Source organism: Streptomyces sp. NPDC090119, assembly GCF_044747085.1.
Classification (GTDB): domain Bacteria; phylum Actinomycetota; class Actinomycetes; order Streptomycetales; family Streptomycetaceae; genus Streptomyces.
This window is the reverse complement of the sequence record NZ_JBIVDK010000002.1, coordinates 797,868-816,400: the sequence shown is the minus strand read 5'-3', so window position 1 is coordinate 816,400 and position 18,533 is coordinate 797,868. Positions and strand designations below refer to the sequence as shown.

The window sequence follows — 18,533 nt, the reverse complement described above, 5'->3', positions numbered from 1 at the left end:
TAACTTGGGGAACGTGGACAAGAAGAACGCACTGCGCGCCGGAGCCCTGGCGGCCGGCACGACGCTGATGATGCTGCTCATGTCGTCCCCCGCGCTCGCGATCACCCGCGACGACGGCGACGACCCCGGTGTCGGTCTCTCCGCCTGGGAGACCGTCGGCCTCTACGTGCTGATCCCGCTCGGCCTGTTCGTCCTCATCGCCGGTCTGGTGATGGTGCTGGACAAGTCGCGGCCGTCCTCCTCCAAGAACTGACGGACCCCACGGTCCCGCCCGCCGGGGGCGCCGGTCCGCCCGCCTCGCGCGGGGCTGGACGGCGCCCCCGGCGTACTTGTTTCCCCGTTCCCCCGAGGAGCCGCGGATGGCAGGCACCACCACCGGCGTCGTCGTAGTGGGCTGCGGCCCGACCGGACTGCTCCTCGCCGGTGACCTGGCGGAAGCCGGGGTCCCGGTCACCGTGCTGGAGAAACGCCCGCCCGGCATCAGCAACCTCACCCGCGCCTTCGCGCTGCACGCCCGCACGCTGGAGCAGCTCGACATGCGGGGCCTCGCCGACGAACTCGAGTCCCTCGGCCACCCCATGACCCGGCTCGGCCTCTTCGACGGCCTCACCCTCGACCTCGCCGAACTCCCCACCCGCTTCCCGCACGTCCTGGTGATCCCGCAGTACGAGGTGGAACGGGTACTGGAGCGCCGGGCGCGGGAGGCGGGCGCCGAGTTCGTCCACGAGGCCGAGGTGACCGCGCTGACCCAGGACGCGTCCGGGGTGACGGTCCTCGGACGGGGCATGGAGCCGCTGCGGGCCGCGTACGTGGTGGGGACGGACGGGATGCGCAGCGCGGTACGGGAGGCGGTGGGCCTGCCCTTCCCCGGAAGGTCGGTCATCCGCTCGGTCGTCCTCGCGGACGTACGCCTCACCGAGGACCCGCCCGACCTGCTCACGGCGGGCACGACGGGCGACGCCTTCGCCCTGCTGATCCCCTTCGGCGACGGCTACCACCGGGTCGTCGGCTGGCACCGCTCGCACGACGTCCCCGACGACGCGCCGCTCGACCTCCCCGAGATCCAGGACATCGTCCGCACCGCTCTCGGCCGCGACTACGGCATGCGCGACCCCCGCTGGCTGTCCCGCTTCCACAGCGACGAACGCCAGGCGCCGTCGTACCGGGCGGGCCGGGTCTTCCTGGCCGGTGACGCCGCCCACGTCCACTCCCCGGCGGGCGGCCAGGGCATGAACACGGGCCTCCAGGACGCGGCGAACCTGAGCTGGAAACTGGCCGCGGTGCTGTCCGGCCGCGCGGACGCGTCCCTCCTGGACACCTACTCCGCCGAACGCCACCCGGTGGGCCGCACGGTCCTGCGCAGCAGCGGCGCCCTGATCCGCCTGGCCATGGCGAACCGCCCCTGGACGCGGGGACTTCGGTCCGCCCTGACGACCCTGGTGACCCACTTCCCCGCCCTGCGCCGTAAGGCGATGCACCAGGTGACGGGCCTGGGCTACTCCTACGGCCCCGGCCCCCTGACCGGAAAACGAGCCCCGGACATCCCCTTGCCGGGTGGAACCCGCCTCTACGAGGCCCTGCGCACAGGCAACTTCGTCCTCCTGACCCAGACCCCGTTCGAGTCCACGAGCCGCCCCCACCTCACCACCTCGCAGTGGGCGGGCCCGCAGACCCTCCTGATCCGCCCGGACGGCTACATCGCTTGGTCGGCGAAGTCGCCGTCTCCAAGGGCGTTGGAGGAAGCCCTAGTTGGTTATGTAGGGGCGCCCGTTCACCCGACCTGAATCTCGTAGCGAAGCCGCTGCCGGTGGGCGGGCATCACCATCAGGTCCGCCTGGATGGGCCGGTCGGTGTCGTCGAAGGTGACCCTGCTCAGCCGCATGACGGGCTCGCCGGTGTCCAGGCGCAGGGTCTCGCGCTCGTCCGGACCGGGCATCCGGGCCGTCACGTCCTCGCGCACCCGGACGCCACGATGACCGAGTTCGGCGAGCAGCGTCACCGCCCCGCCGGGAATCTTGCCCCGCTCGGCGAGACGGGTGCCCCGAGCGATGGCGGCCGGGTAGTAGGTGTCGGTCAACTCGACCGGCAGGCCGTCCAGTTCGATGACCCGCCGTCGCACGACGACGTCTTCCCCAGGAGCCACCCCCAGCAGCCCGGCCACCTCGTCCGATGCGGGGACCTCCCCGGCATGCACGATCCGCTGGCCGCCCTTCCCGCCCCGCGCCGCCGCCTCCGCACCCCAGGCATCGGCCTGCCCCCGCTCCCGCGGCGTCAGATACGGCATCGACGTGCTGGTCCAAGTGCTGTCGCTCATGTGTCCTCCTGAGTCACGTGGCTATGCGACGGCGCCCGCGCGTTGAGCGAACGCCCGTACGCCGGGGAGGACGCGGTCATGCCGCAGCAGGGTGGCGGCCATGCTCTGGACGGAGCCACGGCGGACCTCCTGCGGCGCCGCCTGCTCGGCGGCCAGAAGCGCCCGGTAGCAGCGGTTGGGCTTGCCCCACTGGTCGAAGGCACGGGCGACGTCGATCCAGTACCGGGCCCGGCGTTCGGCGGTGGGCAACGCGGCCGGGTCGATCCTACGGGCGTGCTCGATGGCCTGGCCCGCGTCACCGAGCAAATAGCTGACCGACACCCGATGGAGAAGAACCTGGCTGGGCCCGAAGACGGTGCCGCGCAGCAGGGCGTCGCCGCCGAGTTGCCCGGCGGTGGCCTCGGCCTCGGCGATGAGGGCCTGCGCAGTGTGACGGTCGCCCTGCTTCGCCGCGGTGTAGGCGGCGGTGGCGTACAGGTTGCCCTGGACGGAGAGCCGGTTGGTGCGGTCGGTGGAGCGGTCCGTGGTCAGGTGCTGGGCGGCGGTGACGGCGACATCGGTGGCGCGTGCGAAGTGCCCTTGGCGGCGCCAGGCGGAGGAGACCATGCGGTGGGCTTCGGCGACGGTGAGCGCGTCCGCGCCGCCGAGGGCCGCGGTGAGGGCCCGGTCGGCGGTGACGGCGGCCATACCGTCCTCACCGAGCTTGATGCACAGGCGGGCTGCGGTGGTGTATAGCTCCGCGACGGCGGTCGTGGCCCGCACCGGGTCGCCGAGAGCTTGGGCCAGGGCGATCCGGCCGGGGAGCATCTGGGCGAGGGCGGTATATCGGCGGCACTGAAGTCGGCCCGAGAGGCGTCCACGGCCGTGGTGACTGTTGCCGGGGTGGGGTCCTGGTCCCAGGGGTGACCAAGGGGCCGGGGAACCAGGAGGTCTTCCAGCCCTGCCAGGCTCGGCCCCGCCGAGGCTTGAGCATCGGCAAACGGCCCGAGCACCGCACCGGCGGTGGCTCCGGCCAGTCCCGCCAGGAGCTTTCGGCGTCGCACCGGGTCATCTCCCTCATCGCCGAACGGGGCGTGCCTGCCTACCGTAGACGAGCTAGTCCGCCTGCCGGGCGTCGATCGTGTCTGCGCCCTCCTCCCAGGAGTGCTGCCCGGTGTGGTGGGCGAACAGGCAGCAGCCCTCGCTGGCGGGGCCCCGGGTGACGGTCGGGCAGTCCGGGAGGGTGAACAGTCCCACCTCGGACCTTCCGTTCCAGCGGAGCCACAGCGCGGTGCCACGCTCACCGGAGTCGTCGAGGAGGCCGTAGTGCTCGCCGTGGTCGTGTGCGGCCAACTGGCACTGCGACGCCGCGTCCACGTAGTCGGCCGACCAGTTCTCCTGTGCTTCCCTCATCAGGCGCAGTGGCACTCGGCGCCAGTGTGCGCACCGCATCACGGCATCATCCTCAGGGAGCCGACGGAGGTCCGCGCCGCGCAACGACGGCACGCACACGGCGGGAACCTGCCGGGGTTGTCCGGTGGCACCGGGTCCTTGCCCACACGTACCTCGGTGCGTGGGCCCCAAGTTCGGCCCGAGTCGAGGGAGACCCGTAGCGTCATTCGTACGTTGTCCTGTCCGTTCGCCATGGTCAGGAGCATCGCGATCCGCTGGCTCCACCAGAAAGGCCCAGTGGGTTACCCAACTTGGGTACGATCACCCTCGGTTCATCATGACCAACGATCCGTAGTGCTCATGCCGGAGCGTGCCCGATGCCCCAGCCACCAGGTTCGAAGGAACTCCCGGTCAGCCTTCTCACGGACCCGGCGATGATCGGGGCGTGCCGGGCCAGGGACTTCGCCCACGTCTTTCACCTGGTGAAGGTGCGTGCGGGCATCTATCCGTCGACGATCGCGCGGCGGTGCGACCTCACTCCCAGCCGGGTGGGAGAAGTGATGGCAGGGCGGCGGCACCTGCTGCACATGGACGTGATCGAACGCATCGCGGACGGACTGCGCATCCCCGGCCACATGCTCGGCCTGGCCCGGCGATCGTGGGAGACCCCGGAGATTCCGGCCGTCACTTTGCGCGAACGACCCGAGGACCCGCACCCTTTCGGCGTTCACCCGGCCGCAGGACTGCCCGGCGCGGACGTCGACAGCATCCTCGCGCTCGCGTCGGAGCGGGACATGAGCCCGTCCACGCTGGAGGCCCTCCACTCGTCCATCACGGACTACTGGCGCCGGGACGACGAGCACGGCGGCGAGGCCTTACGGCCGGCAATCGTCGGGCAACTCCGGTACGTCGTGGGTCTCCTCAGGGAGCAGCGGCCCACGCCCATGCGGGACGGTCTGCACAGTGTCGCCGCGGAGCTGGCCCGGCTCACCGGCTGGACCTACTTCGACGCACGCCAGTACCACCAGGCTCGCGCGTACTTCACCGAAGCCCTCGGCCTGGCCAAAGCCGTCGACGACTGTCAGCTCATGGCCAATGTCCTGGCCTGCATGAGTCTTCAGGCCACGTACCAGGACAAACCCGGGGACGCTCTCGCCCTCGTCAGCGCCGCCCAGGACCAAGTGCGAGGAGCCAGGGGGACGACACCGCGCGTGCTGGCCATGCTCGCTACGCGCGAAGCGTTCGCCCACGCCACACTGGGGAACCACATCGCCACCCATGCCGCGATCTCGGCAGCGCATCGCCAGTTCGAGCTGATCAGTGCGGGCGATCCGGATCCTGCGTGGGTCGCCTACTTCGACGAGCCGAAGCTGATGGTGGACACCGGCATCGCGCACGGACGCCTGGGCGAAGCTGCGGAAGCTGAGCCCATCGTGGAGAACGCGCTCCGGCACGAGTACCGGTCGAACCACCGGGGCCGCGCCTTCCATTCCTTCTGGCTCGCCCGTATCCAGCTCCAGTGCGGCAAGCTCGATGAGGCGTGCCACACGGCCATGGACGCCCTGGCTCCCACGGTGGCCGTCGGCTCGCAGCGAGTCGTCGGCCACCTCCGGGAGTTCTGCGAGCAGTTGGAGCCCCATCGCCGGGAACCAGTCGCCGTGGCGTTCGAGTCCCGGCTCAGGGAAGTTCTGCCCAGGCAGGTCAGCGGAGTGACTCGTCCATGAGTACGTAGAGCAGGCCGACCAGGGAGCCGCTGCTGACGATCTCTCGGCGGTCGATCATGCCCCGGATGTCGGCAAGGGGGACCCATTCGATGCGGTCCGACTCGTTCTTCTCGATCGGCGGGCCCACGTGTGTCGCTCCGTCGGCTCGGAAGACGTGGTGTTGGGAGTCGGTGATGCCGTTGGCGGGTTCGGCGTAGATCAGGGGCTTCATCGGGCCGGGTCGCCAGCCCGTCTCCTCCAGGACCTCACGGGCGGCCGCTTCGGCGGGGGTTTCGCCCTCCTCGACCAGGCCCATGGGCAGTTCCCACGCCCAGGTGTCCGTGATGAAGCGGTGCCGCCACATCATCAGCACCTCGCGGCGCTGGTTGACCACGGCGGCCACGGCCAGGTGCCGGAGCTTGACGACGTGGTGCTCCCAGCGGTTGCCGTCCGGCGTCTCCACATCGGTGAGCCACAGGTTGACCCACCTGTTCTCATAGATCGGGCGTTCCCCGTGGATCTTCCACTGCATCGCTGCGGCCCCTCTCGATCGGCCTTCAGGATCGCAGAGAAGCGGCTGACTTCGGCTAGGTTCGAGCCGGTTCGTGTCAGGGTGACGAAAGGGGGCGCCCGGCACAACGCCGGGCGCCCCATGCCTACCTCAGCCGAGCTACGCCGAAGCCGCGTCCGCCCGCTGCGCCTTCAGCGCCCGCTCCACGCCCGCGCGGGACTCGGAGATCAGGCGGCGCAACGCCGGAGTGGGTTCTACGGCCGTCAGCCAGGCGTCCGTCGCGCGGAGGGTCTCCTCGGAGACCTGGACCGACGGGTAGAGGCCGACCGCGATCTGCTGGGCCATCTCGTGGGAGCGGGAGTCCCAGGCCGTCTTCACGGAGTCGAAGTAGCGGTCCGTGTAGGGGGCGAGGAGTTCGCGCTGGTCGGTCTGGACGAAGCCGCCGATGACGGCCTCCTGGACCGCGTTGGGCAGCTTGTCGGACTCGACGACCGACGCCCACGCCTCGGCCTTCGCCTCGGCCGTCGGGCGGGCCGCGCGGGCGGTGGCCGCGTGACGCTCACCGGCGGCGGTACGGTCGCGCTCGTACTCCGTCGCGATCTCCGCCTCGTCGAACCGGCCCACCGCGGCGAGGCGCTCCACGAACGCCCAGCGCAGCTCGGTGTCGACGGCGAGGCCCTCGACGGTCTGCGAACCGTCGAGCAGCGCCTCCAGGAGGTCGAGCTGCTCCGGCGTACGGGCCGTCGCCGCGAACGCGCGGGCCCAGGCCAGCTGGTGGTCGCTGCCCGGCGCGGCGGTGCGCAGGTGGGCGAGGGTCGCCTCGGTCCAGCGGGTCAGCAGGGTCTCGCGGGCCGCCGGGTCGGCGTACAGGTCGATCGCCAGCTTGGCCTGCCGGTGCAGGGACTGCACGACACCGATGTCGGACTCCTTGCCGATGCCGGACAGCACCAGCGAGAGGTAGTCACGGGTGGCCAGCTCGCCGTCACGGGTCATGTCCCACGCGGACGCCCAGCTCAGCGCGCGCGGCAGCGACTCCGTGAAGTCACCGAGGTGCTCGGTGACGGCCGCGAGGGACTCCTCGTCCAGGCGGACCTTCGCGTACGACAGGTCGTCGTCGTTGAGCAGGATCACGGCCGGACGGCGGACGCCGGTCAGCTCGGGCACGGCCGTCAGCTCGCCGTCCACGTCCAGCTCGACCCGCTTGACCCGGACCAGCTTGCCCGCATCGTCCAGGTCGTACAGGCCGATCGCGATGCGGTGCGGGCGCAGCGTCGGCTCGCCCTTGGCACCGGCCGGGAGCGCGGGGGCCTCCTGGCGGACCGCGAAGGAGGTGATGACACCGTCCGCGCCGGTCTCCAGCTCGGGACGGAGGATGTTGATCCCGGCCGTCTCCAGCCACGCCTTCGACCAGGTCTTCAGATCGCGCCCGGAGGTCTCCTCCAGCGCGCCCAGCAGGTCGGACAGGCGCGTGTTGCCGAACGCGTGCCGCTTGAAGTACGCCTGCACGCCCCGGAAGAACTCGTCCTCACCGACGTACGCCACGAGCTGCTTCAGCACCGAGGCGCCCTTGGCGTACGTGATGCCGTCGAAGTTGACCAGCACGTCGTCCAGGTCGCGGATGTCCGCCATGATCGGGTGCGTGGACGGCAGCTGGTCCTGGCGGTACGCCCACGTCTTCATCGAGTTGGCGAACGTGGTCCACGAGTGCGGCCACTTCGAGCCCGGCGCCGACGCCTGGCAGGCGATGGAGGTGAAGGTGGCGAACGACTCGTTCAGCCACAGGTCGTTCCACCACTCCATGGTGACCAGGTCGCCGAACCACATGTGCGCCAGCTCGTGCAGGATCGTCTCCGCCCGCACCTCGTACGCCGCGTCGGTCACCTTGGACCGGAAGACGTACTGGTCGCGGATGGTCACCGCGCCCGCGTTCTCCATCGCACCCGCGTTGAACTCCGGTACGAACAGCTGGTCGTACTTCTCGAAGGGGTACGCGTAGTCGAACTTCTCCTGGAACCAGTCGAAGCCCTGCCGGGTGACGTCGAAGATCGCGTCGGAGTCGAGGAACTCCGCGAGCGAGGGACGGCAGTAGATGCCGAGCGGCACGGACTGCCCGTCCTTCTCGTACACGCTGTGCACCGAGTGGTACGGGCCCACGATCAGCGCCGTGATGTACGACGAGATGCGCGGGGTCGGCGCGAACGCCCAGACGTTGTCCTTGGGTTCCGGCGTCGGGGAGTTGGAGATCACCGTCCAGCCCTCGGGCGCCGTCACCGTGAAGCGGAACGTCGCCTTGAGGTCCGGCTGCTCGAAGTTGGCGAACACGCGCCGCGCGTCCGGCACCTCGAACTGCGTGTACAGGTACGCCTGTTCGTCGACCGGGTCCACGAACCGGTGCAGACCCTCACCGGTGTTGGTGTACGCGCAGTCGGCCACCACCCGCAGGATGTTGCGGCCGTCGAGCAGACCGGGCAGCGCGATCCGCGACTCCTTGAAGACCTCCGCCGGGTCCAGCGCGTCCCCGTTCAGCGTCACCTCGCGCACGGCCGGTGCGACCAGGTCGATGAAGGACTCGGCGCCGGACTCGGCCACGTCGAAGCGCACCGTGGTCACGGACCGGAAGGTGCCGCCCTCCTGCGCACCGGAGAGGTCGAGATCGATCTCGTACGAGTCCACGGTGAGCAGCTCAGCCCGCTGCTGCGCCTCTTCCCGAGTCAGGTTTGTGCCAGGCACGCGGTCATCTCCTCGTTATGTGTGGGTTGCGCCATCCTTCCACGGGAGATCCGCGAACGCGATGTCCTTATCCCGCCGGTCACCGGGCCCTCGCGGGACCAGTCTGGGACACATGACGACACACGCCACCACCCGTCACACCGCGCGCGCCATCGCGGACCAGGTCCTCGCGGAACTGCGGGCGTCGGACGACGCCGGACGCCCGATAACGGCCGTCACTGATACGGAGGGCGGCGCCCCGCTGCGCTGCTGTCTGCGCAGGAGCGAAGCGGGCGAGCGGATCGCCCTGGTCTCCTACGCGCCCCTGCGCCGCTGGGCGGCGGAGACCGGTGCCGAACCCGGCGCGTACGACGAGCAGGGCCCGGTGTTCATCCACGCCGACCCCTGCGGCGGACCGGCGCCCGACGGCGGGCTCGCCTTCACCGACGCCCACCGCGTCCTGCGCCGCTACTCCCACGACGGCCACATCCTCGGCGGCCGCCTGGTCACCCCGCCCGAGGACTTCGAGGGTGCACTGACCGAGGCGTTCACCGACCCGGAGGTGGCGCTGGTGCTCGTCCGGGCGGTGGAGTACGGCTGCTTCCTGTACGAGGTGCGCAGGGCATGACGAAGGGGGCGCGCACCGAGCCGGCACGCGCCCCCTCCCGAAAGCAGACTCAGCCCTTCAGCTCCGCCGCCACCAGCTCCGCGATCTGTACCGCGTTCAGCGCGGCGCCCTTGCGGAGGTTGTCGTTGGAGATGAACAGGGCGAGGCCGTGGTCCACCGTCTCGTCGGCGCGGATGCGGCCCACGTACGACGGGTCCTGGCCGGCCGCCTGGAGCGGGGTCGGGATCTCGGAGAGGGCGACACCCGGCGCCTGCGCCAGCAGCTCGGTGGCGCGCTCGACGGAGATCGGGCGGGCGAAGCGGGCGTTGACCTGGAGGGAGTGGCCGGAGAAGACCGGGACGCGTACGCAGGTGCCGGAGACCTTCAGTTCCGGGATCTCCAGGATCTTGCGGGACTCGTTGCGGAGCTTCTGCTCCTCGTCGGTCTCGTTCAGGCCGTCGTCCACGATGGACCCGGCCAGCGGGAGCACGTTGAAGGCGATCGGGCGCTGGTAGACGCCCGGCTCGGGGAAGTCCACCGCGTCGCCGTCGTGGGTCAGCTTGTCGGCGTCGGCGACGACCTTCTGCGCCTGCCCGTGCAGCTCGGCCACGCCCGCGAGACCCGAGCCGGAGACGGCCTGGTAGGTGGCGACGACCAGCGCCTCCAGCCCGGCCTCCTCGTGCAGCGGGCGCAGCACCGGCATCGCGGCCATCGTGGTGCAGTTCGGGTTGGCGATGATGCCCTTCGGGCGGTCCGCGATGGCGTGCGGGTTCACCTCGGAGACCACCAGGGGCACCTCGGGGTCCCGGCGCCAGGCCGAGGAGTTGTCGATCACGACCGGGCCCTGTGCGGCGACCTTCTCCGCGAGCGCCTTGGAGGTGGCGCCGCCCGCCGAGAAGATCACGATGTCCAGGCCCGAGTAGTCGGCGGCCGAGGCGTCCTCCACCGTCACGCCGTCCAGCACGGTCCCGGCCGAGCGGGCGGAGGCGAACAGGCGCAGCTCGGTGACCGGGAAGTCCCGCTCCTTGAGGATCTTGCGCAAGACCGTGCCGACCTGACCGGTGGCTCCGACGATTCCGACCCTCACGACGACTCCCTCTGTCTGTCCCAGTACCGGGTCACTTGCTTGACCGGCACTTTTCCATCATGCGGCCGACACAGGGCCGCGTGTCCAATTCTTTGCGCGGGTGTGCCCGATGTGAGGGACACCCGCGCCCGGCGGACGGTTCCGGACCTGCGGTTCCGTGCGGGTCGGGACCGCAGAAGTTCCCTCCCCCGGCCCCGTGGGCCGCAAGCCGTGCTGTCCGGCTCCCTGCCCGTCCGGCCTCCCGCCATACGGAGGTGTGACGCACGCCGCACACGCCGAAGGGGCGGGCGCCCACCAGGACGCCCGCCCCTCGGTCAGGAAGATCCTCCGGCTACGGCGTGACCTTCGCGATCTGCACACTCGCGCTGCCCGCGACCGTGCCGCGCGCGTTCACGAGCTGGACGCGGCCGAAGAACTCGCGGCCCGCCGGGGCCTCGGCGGCGGCCGTGACCTGGCCGGTCACCGTGGCGGAGGCGCCCGTGGCGAGCTTCACCGGGGCCGAACCGTCGACCGTGACCGCGCCGAGGGTGTCGGAGAAGAACACGTCCCGGTAGTCGTAGTCGGTGGAACCGGCCGGGACCGAGTAGCCCACGACCTCGACCGTGTACGTGCCCGCGGCGGGGGAGGGGATGGAGACGGCCTCCTCCGAGTCGCCGTCGGCGGACTTGCCGACCTCCTTGCCGGAGGAGTCGTACACCGCGAGGTCGAGGTCGGCGGCCGGGTCGGAGACCTTGCCGATGGCCACGTCCAGGGACTTGGCACCGGCCGGGACGTCGACCGTGGTGGTCGCGGTCTCGCCCTCCTTGATCGCCGGGCGGGCGGCCTTCGCGGAGCCCAGCGGGCCGCCGACCAGCTTGCCGTCGAGCGCGGCGTACTTGTTGGTGACCTTCCAGGACGCGGTGGCCGGGACGCCCACCTTGGCCTCGGGCACCGTCACGGTCTCCGGGTCGAAGACGGCGCCGAGCACGGAGACGTCCAGCTTGTAGGGGTTGTCCAGCAGGGGCGAGGTGCGGCGCGCCTCGACCTCGACCTCCCAGACACCGGCCTGCGGGTCGGCGTACGAGCGCACGTCGGCCTTGCAGCCGTTGCCGTCGAGGTAGTTGTTGTAGCAGTACGGGGTGCCGGTGTTGTCGACCGGAGTGCCGTAGGGGTGGATGGCGATGAACCGGGTCTGGCTGCCGGACTTCAGGCCGCCGATGGCCACCTCCAGCGACTTCGCGCCCTCGGGCACGGTCAGGAAGTACGAGCGGGTGCTGTTGCGCTGCACCGAGCCGGAGACGGAGCGGGTGTAGTCCACCGGGCTCGCCACCACGACCGTGCTGAGGATCTGCTTGTCGACGCCCACGGTCAGCGGGTCGTCCACGCGCAGGATCGCGCTCTTGAGCCCGGCCGACTTCGGGGCGGCCTCCACCTTGACGGTGACCGGCTGGTTCAGCGGCAGCTTCACCAGGGGGCTGCCGACGACGCGGAAGGTGTGCTCCGGGTCGTTGCCGAAGCTCAGCAGGTGCCAGATCGCGCGGTCGGCGCCGGTGGTGCGGGTGACCGTGACGTCGTACGTCTTGCGCTGGCCGGACTTCAGGCCGCCCTCGCGGTCGTAGAGGCCGGTGCCGAAGCCGGGGGTCTTCAGGGCGTCGTCGAGCGCGGTGTCGACCGGGGCCTTCACCGTGTACTCGTGCGCCGAGGCGCCGAGCCGGATCGCGGTCCAGGCGTCCACGACGTCGATCAGGCCGGAGCCCTCCTCGTACGCCTGCGCGCCCTTGATGTGGTGCGCGGTCGAGGTCAGCGCGGTGCGCAGCACGGCCGGGGTGAGGTCGATGTTCTTCTGCTTGGCGGCGCTGAGCAGCAGCGCGCTCGCGCCCGCGGCCTGCGGGGACGCCATCGAGGTGCCCTGGAGCATCGAGTACCCGGCGGGCAGGGTGTAGCCGGACTCGGCGACCGGGGAGCCGGGCAGCCAGGTCTGGGTGGTGTTGATCGCGGCGCCCGGCGCGGTGATGGTCGGCGTGAACCCGCCGTCCTCACGCGGGCCGCGCGAGGAGAACGGCATCAGGGCGTAGGGGGTCTCCACGGCCGAGCCGTAGTTCGACGCCCAGGTCTCCTTGGAGATCGCGGCGCCGACCGAGATGACCTTGTCGGCCAGGCCGGGGTCGCCGATGGTGTTGGCGCCGGGGCCGGAGTTGCCGGCCGAGATGACGAGCTGCACGCCGTAGGTGTCGATGAGCCGGGTGTACAGCTCGGCGCGGGCGTTGTTGCCGTCGTTCAGCGCCGGGAGGCCGCCGATGGACATGTTGACGATGTCCACGCCCCGGTTGGTCACCAGGTCGATCATGCCCTCGGTGAGGGCGACGTTGGTGCAGCCGCCGGACCAGGTGCAGGCCCGCGAGGAGACGATCTTCGCGCCGGGCGCGGCACCGTTCATCTTGCCGCCGAACAGCCCGTTGGCCGCGGTGATGCCCGCGACATGGGTGCCGTGCTCGGACTCGATCACGCCGATGTTGACGTAGTCGGCCTTGGCGCCCGCGGCGTTGTAGACGACGTCCTTGCGGACCTCGACCACGAACGGGATGCGCTCGACGACGTCCGTCTTCGGGTCGTCGGTGCCGAAGTAGCCGACCTGGTAGCCGTCCTTGTACGCCTTCATCGGCGCGTTGTTGCTGAAGTCCAGGTCGTCGTCAGTGTCGACGCGGACCGTGCCGGTGGCCGGGTCGTACAGCACGCCCCAGGCGTCGGTGGTGTCACCGTCGCGGTTGAGGTCGCCCTGCATGTCGCCGCCGGTGGTGGCGGACTCGTACAGGTAGTTGAACTTGTAGGCACCGGCCGGGGCCTTGAAGGTCTCCGCGGTCGCGCCGGAGCCGACGGAGAAGGAGGGGCCGGAGACCGCGGCGGTCATCCGCCGCCAGGTGCCGTCGCCGTCGCTCACCGGGTCGGTGGAGGTGACCCAGTCCACGATCTTGCGCTCACCGGTGGTGGTCTTCTGCAGCGCCGGGTGCCCGAGGTCGACACCGGAGTCCAGGATGCCGATGGTGACTCCGCGCCCGTCCGCCTTCGGGTTGTTCTTCACGAAGTCGACGGCGCCGGTCTCGAAGGACGGGTTGTACGGGTTCTTCGCCGGGGTCTTGCTGTCGGGCGCCGGGTAAGTGGCGGCCGTACGGGCGTTCTTGGCGTCCTTCGCGGTGTCCGCGCCCGGCGCCGGGTCGTCCAGCGGGATCTCCTGGCGCAGGTCGATCGCGTGCACCGAGGACAGCTTGGCCGCGGCGGCGATGACCGAGTCCGCCTGGGCGGTGGGGACGGTGGCGCGGACGTAGCCGACCTTGTCGAAGGTGCGGCCCACGGTGCCGGCCGCGTCCAGCTGCGAGGCGACCTGCTCGGTGGCGCCCGGCGCGGTGGCGATCATCATCGTGACGCTCTTGGCGCCGTCCGCCTTGGCCTCCGCGAGCCGGTCGGCGTCGTCCGGACCGAGCTTGCGGGGCGCGGACTTGGCACCCGGGTCGGCGGGCGGCGCGTCGGCGGCCAGCGCCATCGGCACGGGGCCGGCCGCACACAGGGCGGCCACCACGCCGACGGCCACGCTCAGACGCGCCAGGCGTCTCGGGCCGGATATCGGATCACGGTCGGGGGAGTGGGTCATCGCATCCCTTAGTCGGTGAGGGTTGTCCGCGAGGTCCAGTGCCGGACCAGCGCAGCCTTTCCCAAGCGACCGATTTTTGGGGTTCGTTGACCGAATCGAAATCCATGTATGGGGAAAACCCGCGATGCGATGTGTGCGGTTGGGGACCGAATAAGCACGAATTCACTCGGTTCCCCGGTGGAGCGCGCTAACGTCCCGGCATGCGACGTAAGTTGAGGGTGGCGGCCTACGCCGTGTGTGTCCGGGACGGACAGCTCCTGCTCGCCCGCTCGCCCGCGCCGGGCGGCGGCCACGAGTGGGTACTGCCGGGTGGCGGGGCCGAGTTCGGCGAGGACCCGTACGACACCGTGCGCCGCGAGGTGACCGAGGAGACCGGCTACCGGGTGGCGGTGACCGACCTGCTCGGTGTGCACACCGGCCGGGTGGTGCTGCCCGGCCGCTTCCCCGGCCGCGCGGTCGACCACCACGGCGTACGGCTGCTGTACGCGGCGCGTGTCACCGGCGGTGAACTCCGGTACGAGGTGGGCGGTTCCACCGACCTCGCCGCCTGGCACGACCTGGCCGCCGTGGCCGGACTCACCCGCGTGTCCCTGGTCGACACCGCCCTGCGCCTGTGGCGCGAACGCCCGCCCACCGGCCGCCTGGACGCGCTGAGCGAGACCGGCTAGCGGGGCAGCACCACCACGTACGCGGCCGGGTCGCGGTCACCGGCGGCCATCAGCGCCGTACGGACCACCGCGGCCTGCTGCTCCGCCGACTCCCGCAGCTTCCTCGGGGTGATGTGCACGACCGTGATCCCGAGCCGCTCCAGGTGCTCCCGCTTGCGGGCGTACTCCGACCAGGTCGCGTCCTCGTCCTGGCGCGGGGCCCGGGTGTCCAGCTCCACGGCGACCGCCTGCTCCGGCCAGTAGGCGTCGAGCCCGCCCAGATGGGGGCCGCCGGGCAGACGCAGGTCCACGTTCCACACCGGGTCGGGCAGCCCGTACCCGGTGACCATCCGGTACAGCCGGTCCTCGGCGGTCGCGCGGCCCTCGGCCACCAGCGAGTCCACCGCGTCCACCACATGGGCCCGGCCCATCAGCCTCGCCTCGGTCAACTCCCGTACCAGCGCGGCCGGATCGCAATGCCCGTCGCGCACCGCCTCGGCCAGCAGCCGCCGTACCGTGTCCGCGTCGCTCAGGTGGGCCACCGCGTCCGCCACCGCCCGTGCCACCGGCGCCACCGGCAGACCCGCCACCGGCCGGGCGACGGGGAGGTCCGGGGTGCGCACCACCCGCACGTACCCGGTCGAGCGCAGTCGGCGCAGCCTCGGGACGAGGACGTCGATCCGCTCCAGGGAGACCAGCGAGGGAGCGGACGGCAGGCCGTGCAGGGCCAGCGCGGCCGGGCCGGTGAGCATCGCCTCTGCGTAGGCGCCCCGGTGCGGGTCGCCCGCACCCGGCTGGGCGGGCACCCCCGGCACCGACTCGCGGGAGGCGTACAGCAGCGCGCCGTGCAGGCGCTCCTCGCTCGTGGGCGCCCCGGAGTGCAGCAGCACCACGTTGGGCAGCAGCAGCCGCCAGGGGCCGTCGGCCCGGCACCGCTCGTTCAGCTCGGCCGTCGTCACCCCGTGGGTGCGCAACTGGGCGGCGGTCAGGACCCGGCGGTGGACCTCGGTGAGGTGGCGGAGCGGGCGGGGGGAGAGCGGGGTGTCGTGCGTCATGGCTCTGGAATGCCCTACTTCCGGCCCACCCGTAACCGCTGTTACACAGCCGTCGAAAAATGCGGACAACACGGTACTAAAGGACGGGTGTTCGGGTGCCGAATAGGCCGCGAAAACCCCTGGTCCGTTCGGGGGAGGACCAGGGGTTACGGGTCGCGGTGCCCGGATTCCGTAACGGTCACCGGGCGACGAAGCTCAGGCCAAAGATCAGGCGTCGGCGTCGCACTCCTGTGCGCGCAGCGCCCGCGCCAGGTCGTCCCGCGCCTCCAGCACCAGCCGCCGCAGCGCCGGGGCCGCGTCCGCGTGCTCCGTCAGCCACGCGTCCGTCGCCGCCAGGGTCCCGGGCCGGTCCTGGTACGCCGGGAACAGGCCGCTGACGATGTGCATGGCGATCTGGATCGACCGCTCCCGCCACACCCGCTCGAGCACGGCGAAGTACTTCTCCGCGTACGGCTCCGTCAGCTCCCGCTGTCCCGGCCGGCCGAAGCCCGCGATGGTCGCCTCCACCAGCGCGTTGGACAGCGCGTCCGACTCCACGACCTGCGCCCACGCCTGGGCCTTGACCGCCGCCGACGGCCGTGCGGCCAGGCAGCGCACCTGGTGCCGCTTGCCCGACGCGGTGTCGTCGCGGGCCAGTTCGGCCGCGAGCACCTCCTCGTCGGCCACCCCGTGCGCGGCCAGCGGCTCCAGGAACGCCCAGCGCAGCTCCTGGTCCAGGGCCAGGCCCTCCACCGTCTCGGTGCCGTCCAGCAGCTCCTTCAGCAGGGCCAGGTCGGCCGGGCCGGAGGCGACGGAGGCGAAGAACCGGGCCCAGGCGAGCTGCTGTTCGCTGCCCGGACCGGCCGCCCGCAGCTCCTTCAGCGCGCCCTGCGCCAGCAGTTCGCCGCCCGTCGCCCGCCACTCGGGCGCCGCGTACCGCTCCAGGGCGGTACCGGCCCAGGCGTGCAGCATCTGCAGCACGCCGATGTCGGACTCCCGGCCCGCGAACCGCAGCACCAGCGCCACGAACTCCCGCGCGGGCAGCAGGCCGTCCCGCGTCAGGTTCCACAGCGCGGACCAGCACAGGGCGCGGGCGAGGGGGTCGGACAGCGCGCCCAGGTGCTCGCGGAGGGTGGCCAGGGAGGTCTCGTCGAACCGGATCTTGCAGTAGGTCAGGTCGTCGTCGTTGACCAGGACGAGGTCGGGAGCCTCGGCGCCCGCCGCGTACCCGGCGACCGTGCGGGGCCCGTCGACATCCAGCTCCTCGCAGGAGTACCGCTTCAGCTCCCCCTCGGGGGTGAGGCGGTACAGCCCCACCTTCACCCGGTGCGGGCGCAGTTCGGGATGCGACTCCGGCGCCTCCTGCACCACGGCCAACTCCGCGATCCGGCCCTCGTCGTCCAGCAGCACCTGCGGCGTGAGGGAGTTGACCCCGGCGGTCTGGAGCCAGGAGCGGGACCACGCCGACATGTCCCGCCCGCTGGTCTCCGCCAGCACCGACAGCAGGTCCGCCAGCCGGGTGTTGCCGTAGGCGTGCCGCTTGAAGTAGCGCCGGGCGCCCTCCAGGAAGGCGTCCTGGCCGACGTAGGCCACCAGCTGCTTGAGGACGGAGGCGCCCTTGGCGTAGGTGATGCCGTCGAAGTTGAGCTTGGCGTCCTGGAGGTCGCGGATGTCGGCGGTGATGGGGTGCGTGGAGGGGAGCTGGTCCGCGCGGTACGCCCATGCCTTGCGACGGTTGGCGAACGTCGTCCACGCGTCCGTGAAGCGGGTCGCGCCGACGTTGCCGAAGGTGCCCATGAAGTCCGCGAAGGACTCCTTCAGCCACAGGTCGTCCCACCAGACCATGGTGACCAGGTCGCCGAACCACATGTGCGCCATCTCGTGCAGGATGACGTTGGCCCGCGCCTCGTACGACGCCTGCGTGACCTTGCCCCGGAAGATGTACTCCTCCCGGAAGGTCACCAGCCCCGGGTTCTCCATCGCCCCGAGGTTGTACTCGGGCACGAACGCCTGGTCGTACTTCCCGAAGGGGTACGGGTAGTCGAAGTGCTCGTGGAAGAAGTCCAGGCCCTGCTTGGTGATCAGGAAGATGTCGTCGGCGTCGAAGTAGGGCGCCAGACCCTTGCGGCACATCGCGCCGAGCGGGATCTCCAGCTTGGACCCGTCCTCCAGCACCCGCTCGTAGGAGTCCGTGACGTAGTGGTACGGGCCCGCGACCACGCAGGTGATGTACGTCGAGATGGGCTTGGTCTCCGCGAACCGCCAGACGCCGTCGCTGAGTTCACCGGCGCCGTTGCTCCACGCCGTCCAGCCCTCGGGCGCGCGCACCTCGAAGCGGTAGGGCGCCTTGAGGTCGGGCTGCTCGAAGTTGGCGAACACCCGCCGGGAGTCGGCCGGTTCGTACTGGGTGTAGAGGTAGACCTCGCCGTCCTCGGGGTCCACGAAGCGGTGCATGCCCTCGCCGGTGCGGGAGTACGCGCACTGGGCGTCCACGATCAGCTCGTTGTCGGCGGCCAGGTCGGTGAGCGCGATCCGGGTGCCGTCGAACACCTCGCCGGGGTCGAGGTCGCGGCCGTTCAGGGACACCGAGGTCACGCTCGGCGCGATCAGGTCGGCGAAGCTCGTCGCGCCCGGCTCGGCGCAGCGGAAACGGATCGTGGTCACCGAGCGGAAGGTGCGGGGCTCGCCGTCGGACCCGCCCACGGCGGAGCGCAGGTCCAGCGCCACGTCGTACCCGTCGACGGACAACAGGGCGGCTCGCTCGCGAGCCTCGTCGCGGGACAGATTCTCACCGGGCACGGGCGGCACTCCCTTGGGGACGCAGGATCAGGCTCTGAACGGCACGATCCTGCCATGCGGCCCTGACCGGCGGCATCGGGGAATGGCGAGGCCGGGGGTGCTGTTGCCGCTGGAAAAGACCATCTC

14 protein-coding genes are annotated in these 18,533 nt (G+C 71.2%); 5 read left to right on the top strand and 9 right to left on the bottom strand.

The genetic code is table 11. The annotated features are described in order from the left end of the window. Positions 1 to 13: 13 nt before the first annotated feature. Together ACIPPM_RS11095 and ACIPPM_RS11090 are read left to right on the top strand one after the other, a co-directional pair. A complete protein-coding gene (locus tag ACIPPM_RS11095; RefSeq protein WP_401445730.1) occupies positions 14 to 253 on the top strand; it encodes a hypothetical protein in 240 nt (79 codons plus the stop codon). Positions 254 to 359: 106 nt separating this feature from the next. Continuing rightward, complete coding sequence (locus ACIPPM_RS11090; RefSeq protein ID WP_401445728.1) at positions 360 to 1,784, top strand: FAD-dependent monooxygenase; 1,425 nt, start codon at positions 360 to 362, stop codon at positions 1,782 to 1,784. On the opposite strand, the gene ACIPPM_RS11085 is transcribed toward ACIPPM_RS11090, so the two are convergent. From ACIPPM_RS11085 to ACIPPM_RS11075, 3 genes are all read right to left on the bottom strand, one after another. Further along, the gene (locus ACIPPM_RS11085; RefSeq protein ID WP_401445727.1) at positions 1,772 to 2,314 is read right to left on the bottom strand and encodes a GntR family transcriptional regulator; all 543 of its coding nucleotides are present in this window, start codon (positions 2,312 to 2,314) and stop codon (positions 1,772 to 1,774) included. The genes ACIPPM_RS11090 and ACIPPM_RS11085 overlap by 13 nt on opposite strands. A 21-nt stretch (positions 2,315 to 2,335) precedes the next feature. After that, positions 2,336 to 3,121 carry an XRE family transcriptional regulator gene (locus ACIPPM_RS11080; protein WP_401445725.1) on the bottom strand — a complete coding sequence of 262 codons (786 nt, stop codon included), beginning with the start codon at positions 3,119 to 3,121 and terminating at the stop codon, positions 2,336 to 2,338. 288 nt (positions 3,122 to 3,409) lie between these two features. Continuing rightward, a complete protein-coding gene (locus ACIPPM_RS11075; RefSeq protein WP_401445724.1) occupies positions 3,410 to 3,706 on the bottom strand; it encodes a hypothetical protein in 297 nt (98 codons plus the stop codon). A gap of 356 nt (positions 3,707 to 4,062) precedes the next feature. On the opposite strand from ACIPPM_RS11075, the gene ACIPPM_RS11070 reads away from it, so the two are divergent. Then, positions 4,063 to 5,409, top strand: coding sequence for a helix-turn-helix domain-containing protein (locus tag ACIPPM_RS11070; protein WP_401445723.1), 1,347 nt, complete (start codon positions 4,063 to 4,065; stop codon positions 5,407 to 5,409). Here the strand turns inward: ACIPPM_RS11070 and ACIPPM_RS11065 are convergent. Both ACIPPM_RS11065 and pepN (ACIPPM_RS11060) read right to left on the bottom strand, forming a co-directional pair. After that, positions 5,387 to 5,920 (bottom strand): NUDIX hydrolase, encoded by a 534-nt coding sequence (locus ACIPPM_RS11065; RefSeq protein ID WP_401445722.1) that lies wholly within the window; start codon positions 5,918 to 5,920, stop codon positions 5,387 to 5,389. The two genes, ACIPPM_RS11070 and ACIPPM_RS11065, sit on opposite strands and share 23 nt — an antisense overlap. 138 nt (positions 5,921 to 6,058) lie before the next feature. Continuing rightward, entirely contained in the window at positions 6,059 to 8,629 is a 2,571-nt protein-coding gene (pepN, locus tag ACIPPM_RS11060) for an aminopeptidase N (protein WP_401445721.1), read from the bottom strand. Between the two features lie 112 nt (positions 8,630 to 8,741). Between pepN (ACIPPM_RS11060) and ACIPPM_RS11055 the strand changes: the two genes are divergently transcribed. Then, positions 8,742 to 9,236, top strand: a complete 495-nt coding sequence (locus tag ACIPPM_RS11055; protein WP_401445719.1) for a DUF1203 domain-containing protein — start codon at positions 8,742 to 8,744, stop codon at positions 9,234 to 9,236. A gap of 49 nt (positions 9,237 to 9,285) precedes the next feature. Here the strand turns inward: ACIPPM_RS11055 and ACIPPM_RS11050 are convergent, their stop codons facing one another. After that, positions 9,286 to 10,302, bottom strand: coding sequence for an aspartate-semialdehyde dehydrogenase (locus tag ACIPPM_RS11050; RefSeq protein ID WP_393606871.1), 1,017 nt, complete (start codon positions 10,300 to 10,302; stop codon positions 9,286 to 9,288). A gap of 331 nt (positions 10,303 to 10,633) precedes the next feature. Then, on the bottom strand, positions 10,634 to 13,927 hold the full coding sequence (locus ACIPPM_RS11045) for a S8 family serine peptidase (RefSeq protein WP_401445715.1): 3,294 nt from the start codon (positions 13,925 to 13,927) through the stop codon (positions 10,634 to 10,636). Between the two features lie 200 nt (positions 13,928 to 14,127). Between ACIPPM_RS11045 and ACIPPM_RS11040 the strand changes: the two genes are divergently transcribed. Further along, positions 14,128 to 14,595, top strand: coding sequence for an NUDIX hydrolase (locus ACIPPM_RS11040; protein WP_401445713.1), 468 nt, complete (start codon positions 14,128 to 14,130; stop codon positions 14,593 to 14,595). Here ACIPPM_RS11040 and ACIPPM_RS11035 read toward each other — a convergent pair. Together ACIPPM_RS11035 and pepN (ACIPPM_RS11030) are read right to left on the bottom strand one after the other, a co-directional pair. Beyond that, positions 14,592 to 15,629 carry a hypothetical protein gene (locus ACIPPM_RS11035; protein WP_401445711.1) on the bottom strand — a complete coding sequence of 346 codons (1,038 nt, stop codon included), beginning with the start codon at positions 15,627 to 15,629 and terminating at the stop codon, positions 14,592 to 14,594. The two genes, ACIPPM_RS11040 and ACIPPM_RS11035, sit on opposite strands and share 4 nt — an antisense overlap. A gap of 207 nt (positions 15,630 to 15,836) precedes the next feature. Then, positions 15,837 to 18,407 carry an aminopeptidase N gene (pepN, locus tag ACIPPM_RS11030; RefSeq protein ID WP_401445709.1) on the bottom strand — a complete coding sequence of 857 codons (2,571 nt, stop codon included), beginning with the start codon at positions 18,405 to 18,407 and terminating at the stop codon, positions 15,837 to 15,839. Between the last annotated feature and the right edge of the window lie 126 nt (positions 18,408 to 18,533).